At 68.2% G+C, this 23527-nt stretch carries 17 protein-coding genes, 1 tRNA gene and 2 pseudogenes; 4 read left to right on the top strand and 16 right to left on the bottom strand.

Translation table 11 applies throughout. The features are described from left to right. Positions 1-84 precede the first annotated feature (84 nt). The 14 genes from rpsG to KIH74_RS02785 all read right to left on the bottom strand — a co-directional run bounded on the left by rpsG (position 85) and on the right by KIH74_RS02785 (position 17000). Entirely contained in the window at positions 85-555 is a 471-nt protein-coding gene (gene rpsG / locus KIH74_RS02850; RefSeq protein WP_214154086.1) for a 30S ribosomal protein S7, read from the bottom strand. Next, positions 555-929: a 30S ribosomal protein S12 gene (gene rpsL, locus KIH74_RS02845; protein ID WP_052530777.1), complete on the bottom strand. Its 375-nt coding sequence runs from the start codon at positions 927-929 to the stop codon at positions 555-557. Before rpsL ends, rpsG begins: the two co-directional genes overlap by 1 nt. A gap of 465 nt (positions 930-1394) precedes the next feature. Continuing rightward, positions 1395-5270 (bottom strand): DNA-directed RNA polymerase subunit beta', encoded by a 3876-nt coding sequence (locus KIH74_RS02840; protein ID WP_214154074.1) that lies wholly within the window; start codon positions 5268-5270, stop codon positions 1395-1397. 108 nt (positions 5271-5378) lie between these two features. Beyond that, entirely contained in the window at positions 5379-8855 is a 3477-nt protein-coding gene (gene rpoB / locus KIH74_RS02835; RefSeq protein WP_281417582.1) for a DNA-directed RNA polymerase subunit beta, read from the bottom strand. A gap of 550 nt (positions 8856-9405) precedes the next feature. Further along, positions 9406-9792 carry a 50S ribosomal protein L7/L12 gene (gene rplL / locus KIH74_RS02830; RefSeq protein ID WP_214154071.1) on the bottom strand — a complete coding sequence of 129 codons (387 nt, stop codon included), beginning with the start codon at positions 9790-9792 and terminating at the stop codon, positions 9406-9408. A 123-nt stretch (positions 9793-9915) separates the two neighbouring features. Then, the gene (gene rplJ, locus KIH74_RS02825; protein WP_214154069.1) at positions 9916-10476 is read right to left on the bottom strand and encodes a 50S ribosomal protein L10; all 561 of its coding nucleotides are present in this window, start codon (positions 10474-10476) and stop codon (positions 9916-9918) included. A gap of 239 nt (positions 10477-10715) precedes the next feature. Continuing rightward, positions 10716-11207, bottom strand: a complete 492-nt coding sequence (locus tag KIH74_RS02820) for a response regulator (protein ID WP_372491992.1) — start codon at positions 11205-11207, stop codon at positions 10716-10718. Next, positions 11135-12733: an ATP-binding protein gene (locus tag KIH74_RS02815; protein ID WP_214154065.1), complete on the bottom strand. Its 1599-nt coding sequence runs from the start codon at positions 12731-12733 to the stop codon at positions 11135-11137. Before KIH74_RS02815 ends, KIH74_RS02820 begins: the two co-directional genes overlap by 73 nt. Before the next feature lie 125 nt (positions 12734-12858). Then, entirely contained in the window at positions 12859-14055 is a 1197-nt protein-coding gene (locus tag KIH74_RS02810; RefSeq protein WP_214154058.1) for a PP2C family protein-serine/threonine phosphatase, read from the bottom strand. 275 nt (positions 14056-14330) lie between these two features. Next, positions 14331-15041: a 50S ribosomal protein L1 gene (rplA, locus tag KIH74_RS02805; RefSeq protein ID WP_214154056.1), complete on the bottom strand. Its 711-nt coding sequence runs from the start codon at positions 15039-15041 to the stop codon at positions 14331-14333. Between the two features lie 135 nt (positions 15042-15176). After that, the gene (gene rplK, locus KIH74_RS02800) at positions 15177-15608 is read right to left on the bottom strand and encodes a 50S ribosomal protein L11 (RefSeq protein ID WP_214154054.1); all 432 of its coding nucleotides are present in this window, start codon (positions 15606-15608) and stop codon (positions 15177-15179) included. Between the two features lie 31 nt (positions 15609-15639). Then, complete coding sequence (gene nusG, locus KIH74_RS02795; RefSeq protein ID WP_308113534.1) at positions 15640-16443, bottom strand: transcription termination/antitermination protein NusG; 804 nt, start codon at positions 16441-16443, stop codon at positions 15640-15642. 106 nt (positions 16444-16549) lie between these two features. Continuing rightward, complete coding sequence (secE, locus tag KIH74_RS02790) at positions 16550-16768, bottom strand: preprotein translocase subunit SecE (protein WP_308113533.1); 219 nt, start codon at positions 16766-16768, stop codon at positions 16550-16552. Positions 16769-16927: 159 nt separating this feature from the next. Next, positions 16928-17000: transfer RNA gene (locus KIH74_RS02785), tRNA-Trp, on the bottom strand. A 233-nt stretch (positions 17001-17233) separates the two neighbouring features. Here KIH74_RS02785 and KIH74_RS02780 point away from each other — a divergent pair. The 4 genes and pseudogenes from KIH74_RS02780 (at position 17234) to KIH74_RS02765 (ending at position 20280) form a co-directional block, all read left to right on the top strand. Further along, entirely contained in the window at positions 17234-18091 is an 858-nt protein-coding gene (locus KIH74_RS02780) for an ABC transporter ATP-binding protein (RefSeq protein ID WP_214154050.1), read from the top strand. Further along, on the top strand, positions 18084-18902 hold the full coding sequence (locus KIH74_RS02775; RefSeq protein WP_214154049.1) for an ABC transporter permease: 819 nt from the start codon (positions 18084-18086) through the stop codon (positions 18900-18902). Before KIH74_RS02780 ends, KIH74_RS02775 begins: the two co-directional genes overlap by 8 nt. Further along, positions 18836-19405, top strand: a pseudogene (locus KIH74_RS39110) (histidine kinase dimerization/phosphoacceptor domain-containing protein); the annotation flags it as partial. The gene KIH74_RS02775 and the pseudogene KIH74_RS39110, both read left to right, overlap by 67 nt. A 273-nt stretch (positions 19406-19678) precedes the next feature. Further along, positions 19679-20280, top strand: a pseudogene (locus KIH74_RS02765) (LuxR C-terminal-related transcriptional regulator). 6 nt (positions 20281-20286) lie between these two features. Here KIH74_RS02765 and KIH74_RS02760 read toward each other — a convergent pair. Continuing rightward, a complete protein-coding gene (locus tag KIH74_RS02760) occupies positions 20287-21552 on the bottom strand; it encodes a hypothetical protein (protein WP_214154044.1) in 1266 nt (421 codons plus the stop codon). Positions 21553-21962: 410 nt separating this feature from the next. Then, a complete protein-coding gene (locus KIH74_RS02755; RefSeq protein ID WP_214154042.1) occupies positions 21963-23498 on the bottom strand; it encodes a hypothetical protein in 1536 nt (511 codons plus the stop codon). Positions 23499-23527: the final 29 nt, after the last annotated feature.

Below are 23527 nucleotides of genomic sequence, written 5' to 3'. Positions count from 1 at the left end.
TGCCGTACTGCCGGGATTCCCCGGCGCCACTGTGGCCGCCGGGTCGCGGCGGCCGCAGTGGTGGGTAGGTGACTACCTGCTGAATTACCAGCGGTAGTGAGCGAACGCGCGGTTCGACTCGGCCATCTTGTGCGTGTCCTCACGGCGCTTGACCGCTGCACCGAGCCCGTTGCTCGCGTCCAGGATCTCGTTCATGAGGCGGTCCGTCATCGTCTTTTCCCGGCGGGCCCGGGAGTAGCTGACGAGCCAGCGCAGGGCCAGCGTGGTGGAACGGCCGGCCTTGACCTCGACCGGGACCTGGTAGGTCGCGCCACCGACGCGGCGGCTGCGGACCTCGAGGCTCGGCTTCACGTTGTCCAGCGCGCGCTTCAGCGTGATGACCGGGTCGTTACCGGTCTTGTCGCGGCAGCCCTCAAGCGCTTCGTAGACGATCCGCTCGGCGGTGGACTTCTTGCCGTCCAGCAGGATCTTGTTCACCAGCTGCGTGACCAGCGGCGAGCCGTAAACGGGGTCGATGACGAGCGGCCGCTTGGGGGCCGGGCCCTTGCGGGGCATTAGCTCTTCTCCTTCTTCGCGCCGTAACGGCTACGAGCCTGCTTACGGTTCTTCACACCCTGGGTGTCGAGCGAACCGCGAATGATCTTGTAGCGGACGCCGGGGAGGTCCTTCACACGACCGCCACGCACGAGCACGATCGAGTGCTCCTGGAGGTTGTGGCCGACACCCGGGATGTACGCCGTGACCTCGATCTGGGAGGTCAGCTTCACACGAGCGACCTTACGCAGAGCGGAGTTCGGCTTCTTCGGCGTGGTGGTGTACACACGCGTGCACACACCACGGCGCTGGGGGCTGCCCTTGAGAGCAGGGGTCTTGGTCTTGCTGACCTTGTCCTGCCGGCCCTTTCGGACCAGCTGCTGGATCGTGGGCACCGGTTCTCCGAACTCTCTGCTCGCTTGTGCTGCTCTACCTGACTTGCTGGTGGTGCTGGTGTTGCCGTTGTCCGGATCGTCGCTCACAGCCACTGCTGGCCGTACCCCGCGCTCGGGTGTGTCGCGCTTTCGCGAACTACCCCGGCGACGTCCCGCAGGGTGGGGAGCTTCGCTCGCGTACTGCACGCTGACAGCTTCCGGACCGTCAGGAGGGCACGCGCGGCAGCCCGAGAGAACTCGGGCACGAACTGTGAGGCTACCCGCTGGCCAGCACGAGCGTCAAAACGGCCCGCACATGGGTCAGGGGCTTCTCCCCTGCCGTCACAGATCTCACTCGAACGGCCCCGGCCGGACACCGGTGTCGTTCGATCTCTGAGAGCCCAAACGGCCCCGCGTACCGGTTTTGTTCCTCTGGCGAGGCCGGTACGCGGAGCCGCTCGGGACACATCACAGAACTCGAATACCTCAGCGGTCGTAGCGGCCGAGGTCGAACTCCTCCAGCGGGACCGCCTGACCGGTGCCGACGCCGAAGTGGCCGTAGTCGACCTCTTCGTAGCCGGGCATCGCGTACATGGCGGCCTTCGCCTCTTCGGTCGGCTCGACCCGCACGTTGCGGTAGCGGGGCAGACCCGTACCCGCCGGGATGAGCTTACCGAGGATGACGTTCTCCTTGAGGCCCAGCAGCGGGTCGCTGCGGCCCTCCATGGCGGCGTTCGTGAGGACGCGGGTGGTCTCCTGGAAGGAGGCCGCCGACAGCCACGAGTCGGTCGCCAGGGACGCCTTGGTGATACCCATCAGGTCGGGACGGGCCGAGGCCGGCTGGCCGTTCTCGGCGACGACCCGGCGGTTCTCGGTCTCGAACCGGGACCGCTCGACCAGCTCACCGGGCAGCAGCTCGGCGTCGCCGGACTCGATGATGGTCACCCGCTTCAGCATCTGGCGGACGATCACCTCGATGTGCTTGTCGTGGATACCCACACCCTGGCTGCGGTACACGTTCTGCACCTCGTCCACCAGGTGCACCTGGACCGCACGCGGCCCGAGGATGCGCAGCACCTGCTTGGGGTCGATCGCACCCATGATCAGCTTCTGGCCGACCTCGACGTGCGTACCGTCTTCGACCAGGAGGCGGGACCGCTTGGAGACCGGGTACGCCACCTCTTCGGAGCCGTCGTCCGGGATCACCACGAGCTTGCGCGAGCGGTCCGTGTCGTCGATCCGCACCCGGCCGGCGGCCTCGGAGATCGGGGCCACACCCTTCGGGGTACGGGCCTCGAAGAGCTCCTGCACACGGGGCAGACCGTGGGTGATGTCCTCACCCGCGACACCACCGGTGTGGAAGGTACGCATCGTCAGCTGGGTACCCGGCTCACCGATGGACTGGGCCGCGATGATGCCGACGGCCTCGCCGATGTCCACGAGGTGACCGGCGGCCAGCGACCGGCCGTAGCAGCGGGCGCAGGTGCCGACCTTGGACTCGCAGGTGAGCACGGAGCGCACCTTGACCTCGGAGACGCCCTTCGACAGCAGCAGCTCGATGCTCGGGTCGCCGAGGTCGGTGTTGGCGGCCAGCACGGTCTCGCCGTCCACCACCACGTCCTGGGCGAGAGAGCGCGCGTAGACGCTGTTCTCGACCGAGTCGTGGGCCCGGATGGAGCCGTCCGCGTTGGTGGTCGCGATCGGCATCATCAGACCGCGCTCGGTGCCGCAGTCTTCCTCGCGGATGATCACGTCCTGCGAGACGTCCACCAGACGACGGGTCAGGTAACCCGAGTCGGCGGTACGCAGGGCGGTGTCGGCCAGACCCTTACGGGCACCGTGGGTCGAGATGAAGAACTCGACCACGGACAGACCCTCGCGGAAGTTCGCCTTGATCGGCCGCGGGATGATCTCACCCTTGGGGTTGGCCACCAGGCCTCGCATACCGGCGATCTGGCGCATCTGCATCCAGTTACCACGGGCACCCGACGACACCATCTTGAAGATGGAGTTCGTGCGCGGGAGGTTGTCCTCCATCGCCTTGGCGACCCGGTTGGTGGCCTGGGTCCAGATCTCGATGAGCTCCTGACGGCGCTCCTCGTCGGTAATCAGACCGCGCAGGTACTGCGACTGCACCTTGGCGGCACGGGTCTCGTGCTCGTCGAGGATCTCGGCCTTGGCCGGCGGGGTGACCACGTCGGAGATCGACACCGTCACACCGGACCGGGTGGCCCAGTGGAAACCGGCCGCCTTGAGGGCGTCCAGCGTCGCGGCCACGGCGACCTTCGGGTAACGCTCGGCGAGATCGTTGACGATCGCCGAGAGCTCCTTCTTGCCCACGATGTGGTCGACGAACGCGTAGTCCGGCGGCAGCGTCTGGTTGAACAGCGCCCGGCCCAGGCTGGTCTCGAGGATCACCGGGTCGCCCGGCGTCCACTCCTCCGGCGCGGTCCAGCCACGCGGCGGGACGACGTCTTCGAAGCGCAGCTTGATCTTCGCCTGGAGGTGCAGCTGACCGGCGTCGAAGGCCATCAGGGCCTCGGACACCGAGCTGAACGAACGGCCCTCGCCGACCGGGCTCTCGTCGTTGTCGAGAGTCAGGTGGTACAGACCGATGATCATGTCCTGGGTGGGCATGGTCACCGGACGGCCGTCGGCCGGCTTCAGGATGTTGTTGCTCGACAGCATGAGGATGCGGGCCTCGGCCTGCGCCTCGGCGGACAGCGGCAGGTGCACCGCCATCTGGTCGCCGTCGAAGTCGGCGTTGAAGGCCGAGCAGACCAGCGGGTGGATCTGGACGGCCTTGCCCTCGACCAGCTGCGGCTCGAACGCCTGGATACCCAGACGGTGCAGGGTGGGCGCGCGGTTCAGCAGCACGGGGTGCTCGGAGATGACCTCTTCGAGCACGTCCCACACGACCGGGCGGGCCCGCTCGACCATGCGCTTGGCCGACTTGATGTTCTGCGCGTGGTTCAGGTCGACCAGGCGCTTCATCACGAACGGCTTGAACAGCTCCAGGGCCATCTGCTTGGGCAGACCGCACTGGTGCAGCTTCAGCTGCGGGCCGACCACGATGACCGAACGGCCGGAGTAGTCGACGCGCTTGCCGAGCAGGTTCTGACGGAAACGACCCTGCTTGCCCTTGAGCATGTCGGACAGCGACTTCAGCGGGCGGTTACCCGGGCCGGTGACCGGCCGGCCGCGGCGGCCGTTGTCGAACAGCGCGTCGACGGCCTCCTGAAGCATCCGCTTCTCGTTGTTGACGATGATCTCCGGGGCGCCCAGGTCGAGCAGACGCTTGAGCCGGTTGTTCCGGTTGATCACGCGGCGGTACAGGTCGTTCAGGTCGGAGGTGGCGAACCGGCCACCGTCGAGCTGGACCATCGGGCGCAGGTCCGGCGGGATCACCGGGACGCAGTCGAGCACCATGCCGAGCGGCGAGTTGCGGGTGGTCAGGAACGCGGAGACCACCTTGAGCCGCTTCAGGGCGCGGGTCTTGCGCTGGCCCTTGCCGGTGGCGATCGCCTCGCGCAGGTTCTCCGCCTCGGCGTCCAGGTCGAAGGACTCCAGCCGCTTCTGGATCGCGGCGGCGCCCATCCCACCCTCGAAGTACATGCCGAACCGGTCACGCATCTCGCGGTACAGGATCTCGTCACCCTCGAGGTCCTGGACCTTCAGGTTCTTGAAGCGGTCCCAGACCTGCTGGATGCGGTCGATCTCGGCGTCGGCGCGCTTGCGCAGCTGCGACATCTCGCGCTCCGCCGACTCCTTGACCTTGCGGCGCACGTCACCCTTCGCGCCCTCGGCCTCGAGCTCGGCCAGGTCGCCCTCGAGGCGCTTCGCGCGCGCCTCGACGTCGGCGTCCCGCCGGTTCTCGATCTCCTTCTTCTCCACCTCGATGTTGGCTTCCATCGACGGGAGGTCGCGGTGACGGTTCTCGTCATCCACCCAGGTGATCATGTAAGCGGCGAAGTAGATGACCTTCTCGAGGTCCTTCGGCGCCAGGTCGAGCAGGTAGCCGAGACGGCTCGGCACACCCTTGAAGTACCAGATGTGGGTCACGGGAGCGGCCAGCTCGATGTGCCCCATGCGCTCACGGCGCACCTTGGCGCGAGTGACCTCGACGCCACAGCGCTCGCAGATGATGCCCTTGAAGCGAACGCGCTTGTACTTACCGCAGTAGCACTCCCAGTCCCGGGTGGGGCCGAAGATCTTCTCGCAGAAGAGCCCGTCCTTCTCCGGCTTCAGGGTGCGGTAGTTGATGGTCTCCGGCTTCTTCACCTCGCCGTGCGACCACTGCCGGATGTCCTCGGCGGTGGCCAGGCCGATACGCAGTTCGTCGAAGAAGTTGACGTCCAGCAAGACGTGCCTGCTTTCTCCTGGGTGGTTCTTTGTTTACTGACCGTGCTCTAAGGCCCGTGATGAGCCGGGGGCCGGCCGCGCCTCACGGCGCGGCCGTCCTCAACCGGATCAGACTTCTTCGACGCTGCTCGGCTCGCGCCGGGACAGGTCGATGCCGAGCTCCTCGGCTGCGCGGAACACGTCTTCGTCCGAGTCCCGCATCTCGATGGACGTGCCGTCGCTCGACAGCACCTCCACGTTGAGGCAGAGCGACTGCATTTCCTTGATCAGCACCTTGAACGACTCGGGGATGCCGGGCTCGGGGATGTTCTCGCCCTTGACGATCGCCTCGTACACCTTGACCCGGCCGACCACGTCGTCCGACTTGATCGTCAGCAGTTCCTGGAGCGCGTAGGAGGCGCCGTAGGCCTCCAGAGCCCACACCTCCATCTCGCCGAAACGCTGACCACCGAACTGCGCCTTACCACCCAGCGGCTGCTGCGTGATCATCGAGTACGGGCCGGTGGAGCGGGCGTGGATCTTGTCGTCCACCAGGTGGTGCAGCTTCAGGATGTACATGTAGCCGACCGAGACGGGCATCGGCAGCTTCTCGCCGGTGCGGCCGTCGAAGATCGTGGCCTTGCCGGAACCGTCGATCAGCCGGACGCCGTCCCGGGTCTTCCGGGTGGAGTCGAGGAGACCGATGATCTCCTCCTCCCGCACACCGTCGAAGACCGGCGAGGCGACCAGGGTGTTCGGCGGGGCCTGGCGACGGTCCTCGGTGATCAGCTTGGCCCATTCGGGCTCGCCCTCGATCTCCCAGCCGCGGGAGGCCACCCAGCCCAGGTGGGTCTCCAGCACCTGGCCGACGTTCATCCGGCTCGGCACACCCAGGGGGTTGAGCACGATGTCGACCGGCGTGCCGTCTTCGAGGAACGGCATGTCCTCGACCGGCAGGATCTTCGAGATGACGCCCTTGTTGCCGTGACGGCCGGCCAGCTTGTCGCCGTCGGTGATCTTGCGCTTCTGCGCCACGTACACGCGCACCAGCTGGTTGACGCCGGGGGGCAGCTCGTCGCCGTCCTCGCGGTCGAACACCTTGACACCGATGACGGTGCCGCTCTCACCGTGCGGGACCTTCAGCGAGGTGTCACGCACCTCGCGGGCCTTCTCACCGAAGATGGCGCGCAGCAGACGCTCTTCCGGGGTCAGCTCGGTCTCACCCTTGGGCGTGACCTTGCCGACCAGGATGTCGCCGGGGACGACCTCGGCACCGATCCGGATGATGCCGCGCTCGTCGAGGTCGGCGAGGACCTCCTCGGCGACGTTCGGGATGTCGCGGGTGATCTCCTCCGGGCCGAGCTTGGTGTCCCGGGCGTCGACCTCGTGCTCCTCGATGTGGATCGAGGACAGGACGTCGTCCTGCACGAGGCGCTGCGACAGGATGATCGCGTCCTCGTAGTTGTGCCCTTCCCAGGACATGAACGCGACCAGCAGGTTCTTGCCCAGCGCCATCTCGCCCATGTCGGTGGCGGGACCGTCGGCGATGACCGAGCCCACCTCCAGGCGCGCGCCCTCGTCGACCAGCACCCGCTGGTTGTACGACGTGCCCTGGTTGGAGCGGCGGAACTTGGCGATCTTGTACGTGGTGTGCGAGCCGTCGTCGTTCATCGTGGTGACGGCCTCCGCCGACACCTCGGTGACCACACCGGCGGTGTGGGCGACGACCACGTCACCGGCGTCGACGGCGGCACGGAACTCCATGCCGGTACCGACCAGCGGCGCCTCGGACTTCACCAGCGGCACCGCCTGGCGCTGCATGTTGGAGCCCATCAGCGCGCGGTTGGCGTCGTCGTGCTCGAGGAACGGGATCAGCGCGGTGGCGACGGACACCATCTGCCGGGCCGAGACGTCCATGTAGTCGACGTCACCGGCGGGCACCAGCTCAGCCTCGCCGTCCTTCGACCGGGCCAGCACGTTCGCCTCGGCGAACCGGTTGTCGTCGGTCAGCGGCGCGTTCGCCTGGGCGACGACGACGTGGTCTTCCTCGTCGGCCGTCAGGTAGTCGATCTCGTCCAGCACAACGCCGTTCTCGGCCTTGCGGTAGGGCGTCTCGACGAAGCCGAACGGGTTGATGCGCGCGTAGGTGGCGAGCGAGCCGATCAGGCCGATGTTCGGGCCTTCCGGGGTCTCGATCGGGCACATCCGGCCGTAGTGCGAGGTGTGGACGTCACGCACCTCGAAGCCGGCGCGCTCACGGGACAGACCACCCGGGCCCAGCGCAGACAGGCGGCGCTTGTGGGTCAGACCCGCCAGCGGGTTGTTCTGGTCCATGAACTGCGACAGCTGGGACGTTCCGAAGAACTCCTTGATCGACGCCACCACGGGGCGGATGTTGATCAGCGTCTGCGGGGTGATCGCCTCGACGTCCTGGGTCGTCATCCGCTCACGGACGACGCGCTCCATCCGGGACAGGCCGGTGCGGACCTGGTTCTGGATGAGCTCGCCGACGGTGCGCAGACGACGGTTGCCGAAGTGGTCGATGTCGTCGACCTCGACCACCAGGTCGATCGGCTCGCCGTTCTTGGTGCCGGGCATGCTGTTGCCGCCGGCGTGCAGCGTCACCAGGAAGCGGATGGCCGCGATGATGTCGTCGACCGTCAGCACGCTGTCGGTCAGCGGCAGGCTCTCGCCCAGCTTCTTGTTGATCTTGTACCGGCCGACCTTGGCGAGGTCGTAACGCTTCGGGTTGAAGTACAGGTTCTCCAGAAGCGTCTGCGCGGCCTCACGGGTCGGCGGCTCGCCCGGGCGCAGCTTGCGGTAGATGTCGAGCAGCGCCTCGTCGGTGCTGGCGGTGTGGTCCTTCTCCAGGGTCTGGCGGATCGAGTCGACCTCGCCGAACTCCTCGAGGATCTGCGCCTCGGACCAGCCCAGCGCCTTGAGCAGCACGGTGACGGACTGCTTGCGCTTACGGTCGATACGCACACCGACCATGTCGCGCTTGTCGATCTCGAACTCCAGCCACGCACCGCGCGACGGGATCACCTTGGCGGTGTAGATGTCCTTGTCGGACGTCTTGTCGATGGCCCGCTCGAAGTACACGCCCGGGGAACGGACCAGCTGCGAGACGACGACACGCTCGGTGCCGTTGATCACGAAGGTGCCGCGCTCGGTCATCAGCGGGAAGTCACCCATGAACACCGTCTGGCTCTTGATCTCGCCGGTGGTGGTGTTCATGAACTCGGCCGTCACGAAGAGCGGGGCCGAGTACGTCATGTCCCGCTCCTTGCACTCGTCGATCGAGTACTTGGGCGGTTCGAAGCGGTGATCGCGGAACGACAGGCTCATCGATCCGGAGAAGTCCTCGATCGGGGAGATCTCCTCGAAGATCTCCTCCAGACCGGAGGTGGTCGGGACTGCTTGGTTGCCTCCGTCGATGGCAGCCTGCACACGGCCCTGCCACTTGTCGTTGCCGAGGAGCCAGTCGAAGGCCTCGGTCTGCAATGCCAGGAGGTTCGGAACCTCAAGCGGTTCATGGATCTTGGCGAAGGAGATACGGCCGGACGGGGTAGTCGAGCCACTGGACGCGGTGCGCGAGGCAGCCAAGAGGGGTCCTTCCACGGGCCTGCGGGCGTAACGTGCGCGCCCTCTGAAATCTCCCGCGAATGGACGCGTGGAGGGCAGAGGTCAGCGCAAAGGCTCACCGTACTCGTAAAAGGCCAGGACTGTCTACCCGGCAATTTCAGCCGGTTCTGGCTCCTCGGCACGACGCCGGTGCAGAGCCTACGGCAGAGACGGACACGGCCCATCTCACCTGCATGTTCATGCTCTCCAGCGGTGCTTGCAGAAAGAGCATGACAAGCGCTCAGACCAGCGTCAACCCCACGCGCCGCCACATTCCGGCGACCGGTGCGCGGACTTTGCGCCGACTTCCCGTCCCACTTGCCGGTGACAAGCAGTACAGACACGCATCGTCCGGAGTAACGACCCAGGTACCCGGCCGTTCGGACGATGCGGACCATGATCGCGCAGATCGCCGGACGACGCACGCCGGGAGCCGCCCGAAGCGGTGTGAATCATCCCAAACCAAAGATTCCCCGCACCGCCGGGGCGGTACGGGGAACCGATGTGCTACCCGGCTAGCGCCGGGCGGAGGTCACTTGAGGGTGACGGTGGCGCCGGCGCCCTCGAGGGCAGCCTTGGCCTTCTCCGCGGCGTCCTTGGCGACCTTCTCGAGGACGGGCTTCGGGGCGCCGTCCACGAGGTCCTTGGCCTCCTTGAGGCCCAGCGACGTGAGGCCACGGACCTCCTTGATGACCTGGATCTTCTTGTCACCGGCGGACTCGAGGATGACGTCGAACTCGTCCTTCTCCTCGACGGCCTCGGCAGCGGCGCCCGCGCCACCGGCAGCGGCGGCCACGGCGACCGGGGCGGCAGCGGTGACGTCGAAGGTCTCCTCGAAGGCCTTCACGAACTCGGAGAGCTCGATCAGGGTCAGTTCCTTGAAGGCGTCGAGCAGTTCGTCGGTGCTGAGCTTCGCCATGATGGCTTTCCCTTTCGGTACTGCGTTGCGAGTCTGGCTGCGCAACGAGGTCTGGAGAATCGGACCTGCGAACCTGCCCCGCAGGATCCGTGTGGTTCTGAGTGGTACGGGACTGACCTGAGGTCAGGCCTCCACGGTCTCGCTGGTCTCGCCCTCGGCTGCCGGAGCTCCGGCGGCCTGCTTCTCCCGCAGCGCCTCGACGGTGCGAACCGTCTTGGACAGCGGGGCCTGGAAGAGGACGGCGGCCTTGGTGAGGGACGCCTTCATCGCGCCGGCCATCTTGGCCAGCAGGACCTCGCGGGACTCCAGGTCGGCCAGCTTGCGGACCTCGTCGGCGGTCAGCGGGTTGCCGTCGAGGAAACCGCCCTTGACGACGAGAGCCGGGTTCGCCTTCGAGAAGTCGCGCAGGCTCTTGGCCACCTCGACCGCGTCACCGGTGACGAACGCGACCGCGCTCGGACCGGCCAGCTCGCCGTCGAACGCCGTGACGCCGGCGTTCTGCGCCGCCAGCTTCGTCAGCGTGTTCTTGGTGACCGTGTAGGTCGCGTGCTCCGCGATGCTCTTACGCAGCTGGGTGAGCTGGGAGACGGTCAGTCCTCGGTACTCGGTCAGGACCGCGGCGTTGGAACCGCGGAACTTCTCGGTGAGTTCTGCGATCGTCGCAGCCTTGTCTGCCCGTGCCATGGGACTCCTTCACTTCCGTAACCGGTGTGCTCACGGCCCCAGAAGTGCGAAACGCCCCGCGCAGATGCACGGGGCGTTGGAAGTCACCTGCCACGAGGGCAGGAGAGGTCAATGCCTGACCGAACACCTACGCAGGTCGCCCACGAAATGCGGGACCTTCGGCCGCCCCCTGACGAGGACGGCGACCGGCGATCTTTGGCTGTGTCAAGACTAACCGCGTCGGCCCCCGGAAACAAAATTCACCGGCGGGGCAGGCGCACGATGCTCACGAAGAAGTCGTCGATGTGCCGCACCACGGCCACGAACCGCTCGAAGTCCACCGGCTTGGTCACGTAGGCGTTGGCATGCAGGTCATAGCTGCGCAGCACGTCTTCCTCGGCCTCCGAGGTGGTCAGCACCACCACCGGGATGTGCCGCAGGTCCGGGTCCTCCTTGACCTGGGCCAGCACGTCGCGGCCGTTCATCTTGGGCAGGTTCAGGTCGAGCAGGATCAGGTCGGGCGGCTGCGCGTCGGTGTACGGCTCCCGCCGGTAGAGGAAGTCCAGGGCCTCCGCACCGTCGCCGACCACGTTCAGGCGGCTGGTGACGCCGGTCTCCTCCAGCGCCTCCCGGGTCATCATCACGTCGCCCGGATCGTCTTCGACCAGCAGCACCGCGATCATCGGGCCACCTCGACGGCCGGCTCGGCCTCCGGCAGTCGCAGGTGCTCGGCCGTCACCGGGAGCGTCCAGCGGATCGTGGTGCCCGGGCCGTTCTGCTCGTCACCCTCACCGCTCTTCGACCCCACCTGTTCCGGAACCGCGTCCACCCAGATCCTGCCGCCGTGGTACTCGACGATCTTCTTGCACATGGCCAGGCCGATCCCGGTGCCCCCGTAGGCCTCCTTGGGGTGCAGCCGCTGGAAGATCAGGAAGACCCGGTCGGCGTACTCCGGCTCGATCCCGATGCCGTTGTCGGAGCAGGAGAACTCCCAGAAGTCCCCCTCGCGCCGCGAGGTGATCCGGATCCGCGGTGCCGCACCGGCCCGGAACTTGATGGCGTTGCCGACCAGGTTCTGGAACAGCTGGGTCAGCAGCGGCGCCTCGCCCCGCACCACCGGCAGGTCGTCGGCGTCCACCTCCGCCCCGGACTCCTCCCTGGCCGTCTCCAGGTTGAGCAGCGCGGCACCCAGGCACTCGGACAGGTCGATGTCCGAGGCCGGGGTGCTGATCCGGCCCACCCGGGAGAACTCCAGCAGGTCGTTGATCAGCTGCTGCATGCGCTTGGCACCATCCACCGCGAAGTGGATGTACTGGTCGGCCCGGTCGTCCAGCTGACCGCCGTAACGACGCTGGAGCATCTGGCAGAAACTGGCCACCTTGCGCAGCGGCTCCTGGAGGTCGTGCGAGGCGACGTAGGCGAACTGCTCGAGCTCGCGGTTGGACCGCTGGAGCTCCTGGGTCTGCTCCTCCAGGACCGCCCGGGCCCGGATCACCTCGCGCCGGGCCTGGTCGGCCTGGTCGATCTCGGCCACCAGCCTCTGCCGCATCAGCTCGACGTCGTCACCGAGCTGCACGAACTCCGGCGGGCCCTGGCCGATCACCTTGTGGTCGAGCTCGCCGTCGGCCACGATGCGGGCCTCGCCGGCCAGGTGTGTGGCCGGGTTGCTCACCCAGCGCCGCATCAGGCGCCACAGCACCAGCCCGGCGACCAGGCAGATGATCGCGCTGAGCACGCCGATCGCGAAGCCCAGGTTGGTCACCTCGGCCAGGTGGTGTGCCGCGGCCTCGCGCTCGGGGCGCAGGGTGTTGATGTACTCGTTGTACTCGGTGCGGAAGGAGTCGAAAAGCTTACGGCCGTCGTTGAAATCGTCCGTGGTGAGCTCGGCGCCGTCGTCGATGCTCCGGATCGTCGGTTCGGCCCAGTCCGCGTACCATGCCTCGGCGGCCTCCTCGGCGTCGCGCATCGCCGGGAGCGCCGCGGTGTCGGGCAGCACGTCGGCCAGCGAGCTGGAGATCGGGTGGGCCCAGGGCTGGCCGGAGTCGTTGAGCGGGTCCAGGGCCGACGGGTCGTGCGTGAGCGCGTACCCCCGGATGGCGGTCTCCGAGTCGAGCATCGCGATGAAATAGTTCTGTGACGACCGCAGCCCCTCGTAGTAGTCGCGCACCACCTCACGCTGCGACTGCCGGGTCTCCAGCAGCACCACCACCGACGCCGAGACCACGGCCATCAGCAGGGCGACCACGACCGCCAGGGCCGCGGCGATGCGACCGTGCACCCCCCAGAGCCGGGGCTGCCACATCTGCTGCCAGCGAGAGACCGGCTTCCGATCGGATTCGCGCCTGTGCGCCTGCACGGTCTGTCCTGTCTCTTCCGTCGGGCTGGTGCGTTCCGTTTCGTCGGTCACTGGAAGTCCCGCGGCCACTGGACGGCGATGACCGCCACGTCGTCGGGCAGTTCGCCCCCGTGCGCCCCCTGGACCCGGTCGAGCAGGTCGTCGACCACCTCGGCACCGTCGTCGCTGATCGTGCGGCTGGCCTGGGCCAGCTCGAGCAGGCCGGGAACCCCCAGCTCGTGCGGCAGACCGCGGCCACGTGAGCCCTCGACCAGGCCGTCGGTGTAGAAGACCAGGCGCCAGCGGGTCGGCAGGGTGATCTTGCGACCGCGCCAGACCCCGGGCGGTAGCAGTCCCAGGGCCAGGCTGGCCGGGTCGCCCGGCAGCTGGGTGGGAACCGGGTCGAGCAGCATCGGCGGCAGGTGCGCGGCCAGCCAGAGGTGGGCGGTGAGCCGGTCGGCGTCGATCACGCAGAGCGATGCCTGCACGAAGATCTCGTCGGAGCGACGCTCCCGGATCAGCACATCTTCCAGCACCGGCAGTTGCCGGCCCGGGTCGACGCCGGCGATCACCAGGGCCCTCCAGGCGACCCGCAGGCTGACACCCAGGGCGGCCTCTTCCGGACCGTGCCCGGCCACGCCGCCGATCAGGATGAACACCCTGCCGTCGGGGGCCTCGACCACGTCGTAGAAGTCGGCGCCGAGTAGGTCACCGGCCTGCGGCCGGTAGCGCGCGGTGACGCCCAGCGCGGGGTCGCGGGTCTGGGTGAGCGGCAGCAGACCCCGCTCCAGCCGGGCGTACTCCTGGGTGCGCACCTCGCTGGCGTAGAGCTGGCGGGACTGTTCCTCGGCCCGGCGCCGCTCCATCGCGTAGCGGATGGCACGGCTCAGCAGCTCACCGTCGACCTGGCCCTTGACCAGGTAGTCCTGCGCACCGGCGGCGACCGCGGCCGAGCCGGACCGCTCGTCGTCCAGACCGGTGAAGCAGATCACCGCGACGTCCGAGGCCTCGTCGAGCAGGGTGTGCACGACGTCGAGACCCTGACCGTCGGGAAGACCGAGGTCGAGCAGGACACAACCGAACCGGGAACGGCGCAGCAGTTCGCGGGCCTGCTTCAGGGTGCGGGCGCGAACGATCTCGAAACCGCTGTCGGCGAGGTCGAGCAGGTCCTCGACGATCAGGGCGTCGCCGTCGTCGTCCTCGACGAGCAGCAGCCTGCTCTCCGAGCGTGCCGCCGGCTCCTCCAGTCGTTCTGTTTCGTACACCGGGCCCTCCGCCTACACACATTCCGCGCACAGCAGATAGCGCTGGGGCCCGGCTGCTGGACCCTCGTTGTGGGTAGACCTCACCCACATACGCCGCGCCTGTTAACCCTACCTTGCGGATCAGTCGAAACTGGCCGAGCCCGGACTCATGATCCAGTAGTCCGCCACTCATGGAAAAGGCCCCGCCCGCAGACTGCGGGCGGGGCCTTTTCACAGGTCCCGAGGTGGGCTTACGGCCCTCAGGCCGTGCCCGCCACGTCGGTCGTGAAGACCGATCAGGCCTCGGTCTCTTCCAGAGCCTTGACCGCGTTCGGGTCGACCGGGATACCCGGGCCCATCGTCGTGGTGACGGTGGCCTTCTTCAGGTAACGGCCCTTGGCAGCGGACGGCTTGAGGCGCATGACCTCGTCGATCGCCGCCGCGTAGTTCTGCACCAGCTGAGTCTCGGTGAACGAGGTCTTGCCGATGATGAAGTGCAGGTTCGAGTGCTTGTCGACGCGGAACTCGATCTTTCCGCCCTTGATCTCCTCGACCGCCTTGGCGACGTCCATGGTGACCGTGCCGGTCTTCGGGTTCGGCATGAGGCCACGGGGGCCGAGCACCTTACCCAGACGCCCGACCTTGCCCATCAGGTCGGGGGTGGCGACGACGGCGTCGAAGTCGAGCCAGCCGCCCTGGATCCGCTCGATCAGGTCGTCGGAACCGACGTAGTCGGCGCCGGCGGCCTCGGCCTGCGCGGCCCGGTCACCGTTGGCGAAGACCAGCACCCGGGCGGTCTTGCCGGTGCCGTTCGGCAGGTTCACGGTGCCACGCACCATCTGGTCGGCCTTACGGGGGTCGACACCGAGGCGGAACGCGACCTCGACGGTGGCGTCGTACTTGGTGGCCGAGGTCTCCTTGGCCAGCTTGATCGCTGCGAGCGGGGAGTACAGCTCGTCGCTGTCGATCTTCTCCGCCGCTGCGCGGTAGGCCTTGCTGCGCTTCATGGTTCTCCTCCTGGAGAGGCTGTGGTCGTCGGGCCGCGCCCGGCCCTGCCACGTGGTGCTGTGAATAACGTTCGGTTCAATGGTGGACGCCGAGGGGCTCGTGCGAGCTCAGCGTCGTCCACAATTGGAAGGCACTCAGCCCTCGACGGTGATCCCCATCGAGCGGGCCGTGCCGGCGATGATCCGGGACGCGTTGTCCAGGTCGGTCGCGTTGAGGTCTTCCAGCTTGGTCGTGGCGATCTCGCGGACCTGGGCGGCGGTGAGGTTGCCGACCTTGGTCTTGTGCGGCTCGCCCGAACCCTTGGCGACGCCCGCGGCCTTCTTGATCAGCTCGGCCGCCGGCGGGGTCTTGGTGATGAAGGTGAAGGAACGGTCTTCGTAGACCGTGATCTCCACCGGCACCACGCTGCCGCGCTGTGCTTCGGTCTTGGCGTTGTAGGCCTTGCAGAACTCCATGATGTTCACGCCGTGCTGACCGAGCGCGGGGCCGATCGGCGGGGCGGGAGTTGCCTGGCCGGCGTTGATCTGCAGCTTGATCAGAGCTGAGACCTTCTTCTTGGGGGGCATGACGATGTTCCTTTATCCGGGTGTTTGGCGATCAGATCTTGGAGACGTCGGCGAACGAAAGTTCCACCGGAGTCTCCCGACCGAAGATCGAGACCAGCACCTTGAGCTTCTGGGCGTCGGCGTTGATCTCGGAGATGGTGGCCGGCAGGGTCTCGAACGGGCCCTCCATCACGGTGACGGTCTCGCCGACCTCGAAGTCGACAACCTTCACCTCGGACTTGCCGGGGCTGGCGGTCTTCGCCGCCTCCACCGGAGCCAGCGCCGGGGCGAGCATGGAGAAGACCTCGTCCAGGCTCAGCGGAACCGGCTGGTGGGTGTGACCGACGAAGCCGGTGACGCCCGGGGTGTGCCGGACGGCGCCCCAGGACTCGTCGGTGAGATCCATGCGGACCAGCACGTAACCGGGGATCCGGACCCGGCGCACCTGCTTGCGCTGGCCGTTCTTGATCTCCGTGACGTCTTCCATCGGCACCTCGACCTGGAAGATGTAATCCTCCATGTTGAGGCTCGTGGTGCGGTTCTCGAGGTTGGCCTTGACCCGGTTCTCGTAACCCGCGTAGGAGTGGATCACGTACCAGTCGCCCGGGGCGCGGCGCAGGCCGGCCTTGAACTCCTCGACCGGGTCGCCAGGGGGCTCGTCGTCGGCACCGGCGGTGGCAGGCTCCACGTCCACGGTCTCTTCGGCCGCGGGCTGGTCGTCGTCGCCCGAGGTGAGCTCGTCCTGCTCGAGGGCGTCCGCCACCTCGTCACGGGTGGGGTCGGCGAGATCCGCCTCAGCCGTCTTGGCGGCGAGGGCGGTCTCCTCCTCGGTGAACTGCGAGGTGTTCTCGGACACGCTTTGTCCTGCTTCCCTTCGTACCTTCCGGCCTGGTCTGGTTCAGGTCAGGCCCGCTCTCAACGTTCGCATTCAATGCTGGGCGAGAGCCGGCCGACGGGCGGAATCAGTCGCCGCCGAACGCCCAGAGCACGAACTTGCCGAAGCCGAAGTCCAGCGCCGACACATAAAGCATCACAGCGAGGACGAAGACCAGCACCACCGAGGTATAGGTGATCAGTTCGGTCCGGGTCGGCCGGACGACCTTCCGCAGCTCGGCCACGACCTGCCGCAGGAAGAGCAGAGGCCCGCCCCTGCGCTTCTTCGTCGATGACGTGCTGCTCACGGTCCTCACCTGGTTGTCTAGGCCCCGTTGAGGCCCGGACCGCCTGCTGCCCCGCGCCGTAGCGTGGGACGCGGTCGGCCCGTGGTCTCGGCCAGCACCGAGAATCGATACCGGCCCTTACAGCCTCGTGGCACATCCTGTTGCCACGAACACATCCCGCAGGGCAGGAGGGACTCGAACCCACAACCGCCGGTTTTGGAGACCGGTGCGCTACCAATTGCGCCACTGCCCTACGGATGGATGTTTCCGTCGGACCTGACATGCCATCGGCACACCGAGTCCGGCGGTTCGCAACCACCCGGGCGAGAGTTTACGCATCTGAGGGCGCCTGGGTCGAACCGGCACGTCGGCGGGGGTGTCAGAGGTGCTGGAACACCCCTGCCGGATCCCGCGTCCACCGACCGGCGGACGCCGGTCAGCCGGTCGAGCGCTCCCCCGGAAACTCTCACCGATCAGGATGAACGCATGGTCATCGACAGAACTTCCCCGGGTGCGCCGGTGCGCGTCCGTGGGCTGGTCAAGCGGTACCGCGACCTGATCGCGGTGGACCGGCTCGACCTGGACATCGACTCCGGCGAGATCTTCGCCCTCCTCGGCCCCAACGGTGCCGGCAAGACCACGACCACGGAGATCCTGGAGGGATTCCGGCGGCGGGACGACGGGGAGGTCAGCGTGCTCGGCGAGGACCCCCAGGTGGCCGGCCGGTCCTGGCGTTCCCGCATCGGCATCGTGCTCCAGAGTTCGAACGACTACGCCGAGCTCTCGGTGGAGGAGCTGACCAGGCACTTCGCGCGCTACTACCCGCGGGCCCGGGACGTGGACGAGGTGATCGGCGCGGTCGGCCTGGAGAGCAAGCGGCGTACCCGGGTGCGTGCCCTGTCCGGCGGCCAGCGACGCCGCCTGGATGTGGCGCTGGGCATCATCGGCACCCCTGAGCTGCTGTTCCTCGACGAGCCGACGACCGGCTTCGATCCGCAGGCCCGGCGCTCGTTCTGGGAACTGATCCGGCGGCTGCGCGACGAGGGCACCACGATCCTGCTCACCACCCACTACCTGGACGAGGCCGAGCAACTGGCCGACCGGGTGGGCGTGATCACCGCGGGACGGCTCGTGGCCCTGGACTCGCCGGAACGACTGGGCGGCCGGGAGAGCCGCCAGGCCCGGGTGCGCTGGCGGGACGGCGAGGAGATGACGGACTCCCCCACCCGCCTGGTGACCGAGCTGGCCGGGCGCTACGACGGCGAGATACCCGGCCTCCAGGTGCTGCGTCCCACACTGGAAGACATCTACCTGAGCCTGATCGGGGGCGAGCGGGATGAGTGAGCGTCCGACGGGCCTGCTGCCGGGTGCCGTGCCGCTGGGGCTGGCGCGTACCGGGATCGAGCTCAAGGAGTTCTTCCGGCTGCGCGAGACCGTGGTGTTCACCTTCAGCTTCCCGGTGATCCTGCTGTTCGTGTTCGGCTCGGTCTTCGACGACGACCTGGCCCCCGGGGTGTCGTTCACCCAGTACTTCACCGCCGGGATGATCGCCTCCGGCATCGTGCTGTCGAGCTTCCAGACCCTGGCCATCGGGATCGCGATCGAGCGGGACGACGGCACCCTCAAGCGCCTGCGCGGAACGCCGATGCCCCCGGTCGCCTACTTCCTCGGCAAGATCGGCCTGGTGCTGGTCACCAGCGTGGTGCAGACCGCGGTGCTGCTGCTCCTGGGCACCCTGATGATGGGTCTCGACCTGCCCTCCACCCCGGGCCTGTGGTTGCGGTTCACCTGGATCTTCCTGCTCGGCACGGCCTCCGGAACGGTTCTGGGCATCGCCTACTCCTCACTCGCTCGGTCGTCGAAAACCGCTGCGGCGGTTGTGAGTCCGGTGGTGATCCTGCTCCAGTTCATCTCCGGTGTGTTCTTCGTCTTCACCGACCTGCCGAGCTGGATGCAGGCGATCGGGTCGGTCTTCCCGCTGCGCTGGCTCTCACAGGGCATGCGGTCGGTGTTCCTGCCGGAAGACTTCGCCGCGGCCGAGGCCGGCGGTTCCTGGCAGCTCGGGCTGACGGCTCTGGTCCTGACCGGATGGCTGGTCGCCGGGACCCTGCTGGCCCTGAAGACCTTTCGCTGGCAGAGGCACGACGCGCGGTGAGTGAGCAGCCGGCCGCACCGGAGCACGCCTGGCAGGGGCCGGGGTGGGGCTGGACGATCGGCTTCTGGGTGTTCATGGCGGTGGCCACGGTCCGGGTGTCCACCGCCGGCGACCTCACCGCCGGATCCCGTATCGGCGCCCTGACCTGCGTCGCGACGATCACGCTCGGGTTCCTGGCCTTCCGGTCCGATCGGCAACGGCCCGGCATCGACCAGTCAACCGAAAGGTCCGAGCTGATCCGGCAGCTCGAGGCGACCCGGGCGGAACTCGGCCGGGTGTACCACTCCCACGGTGTGACGGCCGAGCGCGAGCGCCTGGCCCGGGAGATCCACGACACCCTGGCGCAGGGCTTCACCAGCATCGTCATGCTCACCCAGGTGGCCCGATCCCATCTGGAAATGCTGGAGGGCGCTGATGTTTCACAGGTGGACGAAAGGTTGACACTGATCGAGGAGGTGGCCCGGGAGAACCTCGGCGAGGCCCGGGCCCTGGTTGCCGCATTCGGCCCGGTCGGCCTGGACGACTCCACGCTGGCCGAGGCGGTGCGCAGGCTGACCGGCCGGTTCGGCGCCGAGACCCGGATCCGGACGGAGGTGACGGTGGACGGCGACCTGACCGGCCTGACCCGCGATCGCGAGGTGGTTCTGCTACGAGCGACGCAGGAGGCGCTGGCCAACGAGCGCCGGCATTCCGCGGCCCGATCGGTGCGGGTCGGCCTGAGCGGCGACGCACTCGACGCGAAAACCGAAATTGTGCACGACGGAAAGGGTTTCGACATGCACTCCGTCGACCGGCCGCTGGGGTTCGGCCTCGAGGCGGTGGCCCGGGCCATCGCGTTGCGACCCGACGTCGTCCTGATGGTCCCCCAGCCCTAGCGGGCCGGGCGGTGCCCCCACCGCAGATGCCGGGCCTGGACGGCGTGGGCGCCACCCGGCAGATCTCGGCCCGGCTGCCCACCACCCGGGTGCTGGTGCTGACCACCTACGACACGGACGACGACATCGTGAACGCGGTCGAGGCCGGGGCCACCGGGTACCTGCTGAAAGACACGCCCCGGGCGGTACTGGTCGACGCGGTGCGAGCGGCGGCCCGGGGCGAGACCGTGCTGGCCCCGCCGGTGGCGGCGAAGCTGGTGTCCCGGTTGCGGGCGCCGGCGCCGGCCGCGTCACTGCTCACCCCGCGCGAGGTGGAAGTGCTGCGCGCCGTGGCGCGAGGGCTGACCAACGCCGACCTGGGCCGTGGACTCTTCATCAGCGAGGCTACCGTGAAGACCCATCTGATCAGGGTTTTCACCAAGCTCGGGGTGGACGACCGGACCCGCGCGGTGACGGCGGCGATGGAGCTGGGCCTTCTGCCGCCACCGGCCACCGCGCGGTAACCCGGTTCAGCGCCGCGAGTGCTGCCACTCCTCCCAGCCGGACACCCCGCCGGCCGGCCAGGGCGCCCGGGCCTGCCGCAGCCACTGCGGGACGAGCCGTTCCGGGGCGGCCCGGCCCGCCGTCTCGTGGCTCAGCACGGCCAGGCAGTCCCGCCAGATGTGCTGGTCGTGCCACCACAGCCGGGTGTAGCCGGCCAGGCTGCGGCTGGTGACGTCTTCATGGCTCCACAAGGCGGTGTTCATGCAGACCACCACGGGATGGTCGGAACGAGCGGGTTCATCTCCGGCCCAGAGCACCGTCTCGCCGTCGACGTTACGGATGATGCGGCGCAGCAGCGCGCGCCGGCCGGCCATGACGCGTTTCCAGTAACGGCCGCTCATCAGTGGCGCGAATCCCGGCCCGTGGTCTTCGACCAGGTTCATCAGCCCTTCGCCGATGATCTCGCCGACCTCTTCGGACCGGGCGCGCAGCGGGTCGAACGCCTCGTAGGGAGCCTGGTGCACCGCCCCGGCGTTGGCGACCGCATGCTGGTAGTCGGGTGCGGACGCCAGTGTCTGGATGAGGAAGAGCCAGTCCTCGTTGTAGATGTTCTCCGGGAAGAAGGCGGTCTGCCGGCTGCACCGCACGAGCAGGGCGCCGCCCCCGATGAAGACGTCTTGCGAGAGCCCGGCCAGCGGGCGGGCGTGCCCGACGACCGAGTTGTCGTCGAAACCGACCAGGGGCCAGCCGACTGCCTGGAGCCGCTCGTCGGCGGTCATCGTGCGGAGGGCGTGCGAGAGGTAGTCGGGGTTCAGCGTCGGCCCGGTGGCGAGGGCCGAGATGTCGTCGTCGAGGAAGAGCAGGTATTCCCAGCCCAGCCGGTGCGCCAGCATGACGCCGAGGTTGCGCTTGACCGCCACGTCGTTGGACCGGTGCAGCCGGCTCAGCGGGTGCCCGGCCGAGGCGAGCGGTGGTCGCCAGGACGGGTGCACCTGGTCGAGGTCGATCAGGACCAGTTTGCTGCCGAGCGAACGGCGCAGGTCCTCGGGAAAGTCGCCGGCCCTGGCCTCCCGGCTGTGGATGACGACGAGTGCGCAGCCGTGTGCCGAGGCCAGTCCGGCCGCGAACTCCAGCCCGGCCCGGGTGCGCCGGAAGTCCCGGCCGGTGGGGACCACGATCCCGCCGAGCGCGGCCCCGGATCCGGGCCGTTGCTCGCCCAGCACCGGTCCCGGTTCGTTCAGCGTGCCGACCGAGAGCGGCGCGTCGCCGGGCACCCCGCCGAACAGGTCCACCAGCAGGCCGGAATGGCTCGGCCGGTAGTCGGCGCCGGAATCGGGCCGCTGCTCGCGTGTTCTCGGAACCGCATTCGTGGGGCGAACCTGTTGCCCCGGAACACTTGTCGTGCTCGTTCTGTTGGTACCTGGCCGCTGGAACTCCTGATCGCGCAATGCATCAGAGACCTGTTCGACCCGCCCGAGCGCCATGCCCCCGTAAGACATGTGTCTCCTTCCGCCGACGGCAGCGGGGAGGCCGGGCCGTCGTGCGGACCCCACCGTCCGTGCCGGATTCGGCACAGACAGGTGGCACCCTCAGGCCGTGCACCCCCGTGTCCGGTTGATCCGATGGTCGTCTGCGGGGGCAGCACTGACAACCTCCCCGGCAGCATGCGGCCGGGGAGGAGACCGGCACTCTCACATCGTTGTCACACAGCCATGGCAGATACCGGGCGGGGCCTGGGCGGCAGCGGGGTGCCGGCCGGCTCGTGCTGACCCGTCAGCAGGAACCGGATCCTGCGGCAGTCGCTCTCCTGGTCGGAACCCGACTGGCCTGGTGGGAGCTGGTCGGCGAGCCGGAGTCGCAGGTTGTTGAGATGAGTGGGCCAGGCGTACCGGTCGTCCGCCCGCCACGCCGAGAGGTAGTTCTGTAGCTCCTCCGGGGTCACCCGCTCGGCCGCGCCCCGGGCCGCCTCGAGCGAATCCCGCACCTGGCGAAGCTCGTAGTCGGTGCCGTCCGCGTTCCCGTCGTGTTGCTCCAGACGCTTGGCGACCCGCGCGAGCAGCCGCCGGTTCAGGGCCAGCCGGTGCCGCAGCACGGCCCGCCAGTACGACCCGGTGCTGCCGTGGTGCCAACCGCTGCCGAAGCGCTCGAAGAGATTCATCGTGCCCTCGCCGAAGATGTCACCCGGCTCCTCGGACCGGGCCCGGGTGGGGCGGAACATCTTGTACGGGAGCTGGCTCACCTCGCCGGCGATCCCCATGCTGCGGCGTGGGTCCTGGGCCCGGGACGCCTGGGCGATGGTGAACATCCAGTCGTGGTTGTACATGTTGGGGAAGAACGTGGTGCCCGGGTGCCTCTGCCCACCGGTGCGCACGAGCAGGGCCCCGGCCCCGAAGAAGACCTCCTGCGGCAGGCCGAGCCGGCGGCGGGCGTGGCCGATCACCGAGTTGTCGGGGTGGTCGGTGGCCGACCAGCCCACCATGGACAGGCCCGGGTGGTGGGCGAGCGCCTGGAGGGCCAGGTCCAGGCCGGCCTTGTCGAGGGTGGGGCGCTCCCCAGGACGCGGGAAGACGTCGTCGTCGAGGAAGAGCACCGACTCCCACCCGAACAGAGCGGCCAGCGACAGGGCGATGTTGCGCTTGCCCGCGGCGTCGTTCTTGCGGTGGTGATGGCCGAGACGCAGCCCGTCGGTGGCCAGTTCGGGGATCCAGTGCGGAGCCACCTGGTTGAAGTCGAAGATGATCAGCTGCGCTCCGAGGCGGTCGCGCAGCGTGTCCAGGAAGGACGTCGGCCGGGCCTCGCGACTGCATGCCACGATCAGTGGGCAATTCTGGGCGAGGGCCAGGTCAGCGGCCAGGTGCAGACCCGGCAGGTCATTGCGGAACGAGCGCCAGACCGGCACGAAGACCGCGCCGAGCCCGACCGGCCGCACGCCCTGCGGGATGACGTCGGCGACGGTGACGTCGATCAGCAGGTCACGGTGACCGGCGCGGTAGGCCGCCGGTGACTCGCGGATCCATCTGCGGAGCAGCCGAGCCGACCACCGGTAGACCGGGTGCCCGGCGAGCCAGGCCGGAAGTTTCCGGAGCGGGACCCGGCCGGCGCGGCGGAGCAGCGGCACCAGCCGTGCCGGAAAACTCAGGAGGCAGGCCCACATCCAGTGCAGCGCGAGGGCTTGGCAGTAGGCGAGGCGTGCGGAGGCGGGAGCCCGGTTGTGCGTCCTCGTGGTGGTTGTCGTCATGGCTCTCTGTCTCATGCTCGGGCGCCACG

The sequence above is a fragment of the Kineosporia corallincola genome (assembly GCF_018499875.1).
In the GTDB taxonomy this organism is placed as follows: domain Bacteria; phylum Actinomycetota; class Actinomycetes; order Actinomycetales; family Kineosporiaceae; genus Kineosporia; species Kineosporia corallincola.
This window is presented reverse-complemented; position numbering and strand designations above follow the sequence as displayed.

What these genes read in the sequence shown, in the direction of transcription:
- rpsG (WP_214154086.1), bottom strand. Translation starts at nt 555, where the DNA reads ATGCCCCGCAAGGGCCCGGCCCCCAAGCGGCCGCTCGTCATCGACCCC.
- rplL (WP_214154071.1), bottom strand. Translation starts at nt 9,792, where the DNA reads ATGGCGAAGCTCAGCACCGACGAACTGCTCGACGCCTTCAAGGAACTG.
- rplJ (WP_214154069.1), bottom strand. Translation starts at nt 10,476, where the DNA reads ATGGCACGGGCAGACAAGGCTGCGACGATCGCAGAACTCACCGAGAAG.
- rplA (WP_214154056.1), bottom strand. Translation starts at nt 15,041, where the DNA reads ATGAAGCGCAGCAAGGCCTACCGCGCAGCGGCGGAGAAGATCGACAGC.
- rplK (WP_214154054.1), bottom strand. Translation starts at nt 15,608, where the DNA reads ATGCCCCCCAAGAAGAAGGTCTCAGCTCTGATCAAGCTGCAGATCAAC.
- KIH74_RS02780 (WP_214154050.1), top strand. Translation starts at nt 17,234, where the DNA reads ATGGTCATCGACAGAACTTCCCCGGGTGCGCCGGTGCGCGTCCGTGGG.
- KIH74_RS02775 (WP_214154049.1), top strand. Translation starts at nt 18,084, where the DNA reads ATGAGTGAGCGTCCGACGGGCCTGCTGCCGGGTGCCGTGCCGCTGGGG.
- KIH74_RS02755 (WP_214154042.1), bottom strand. Translation starts at nt 23,498, where the DNA reads ATGACGACAACCACCACGAGGACGCACAACCGGGCTCCCGCCTCCGCA.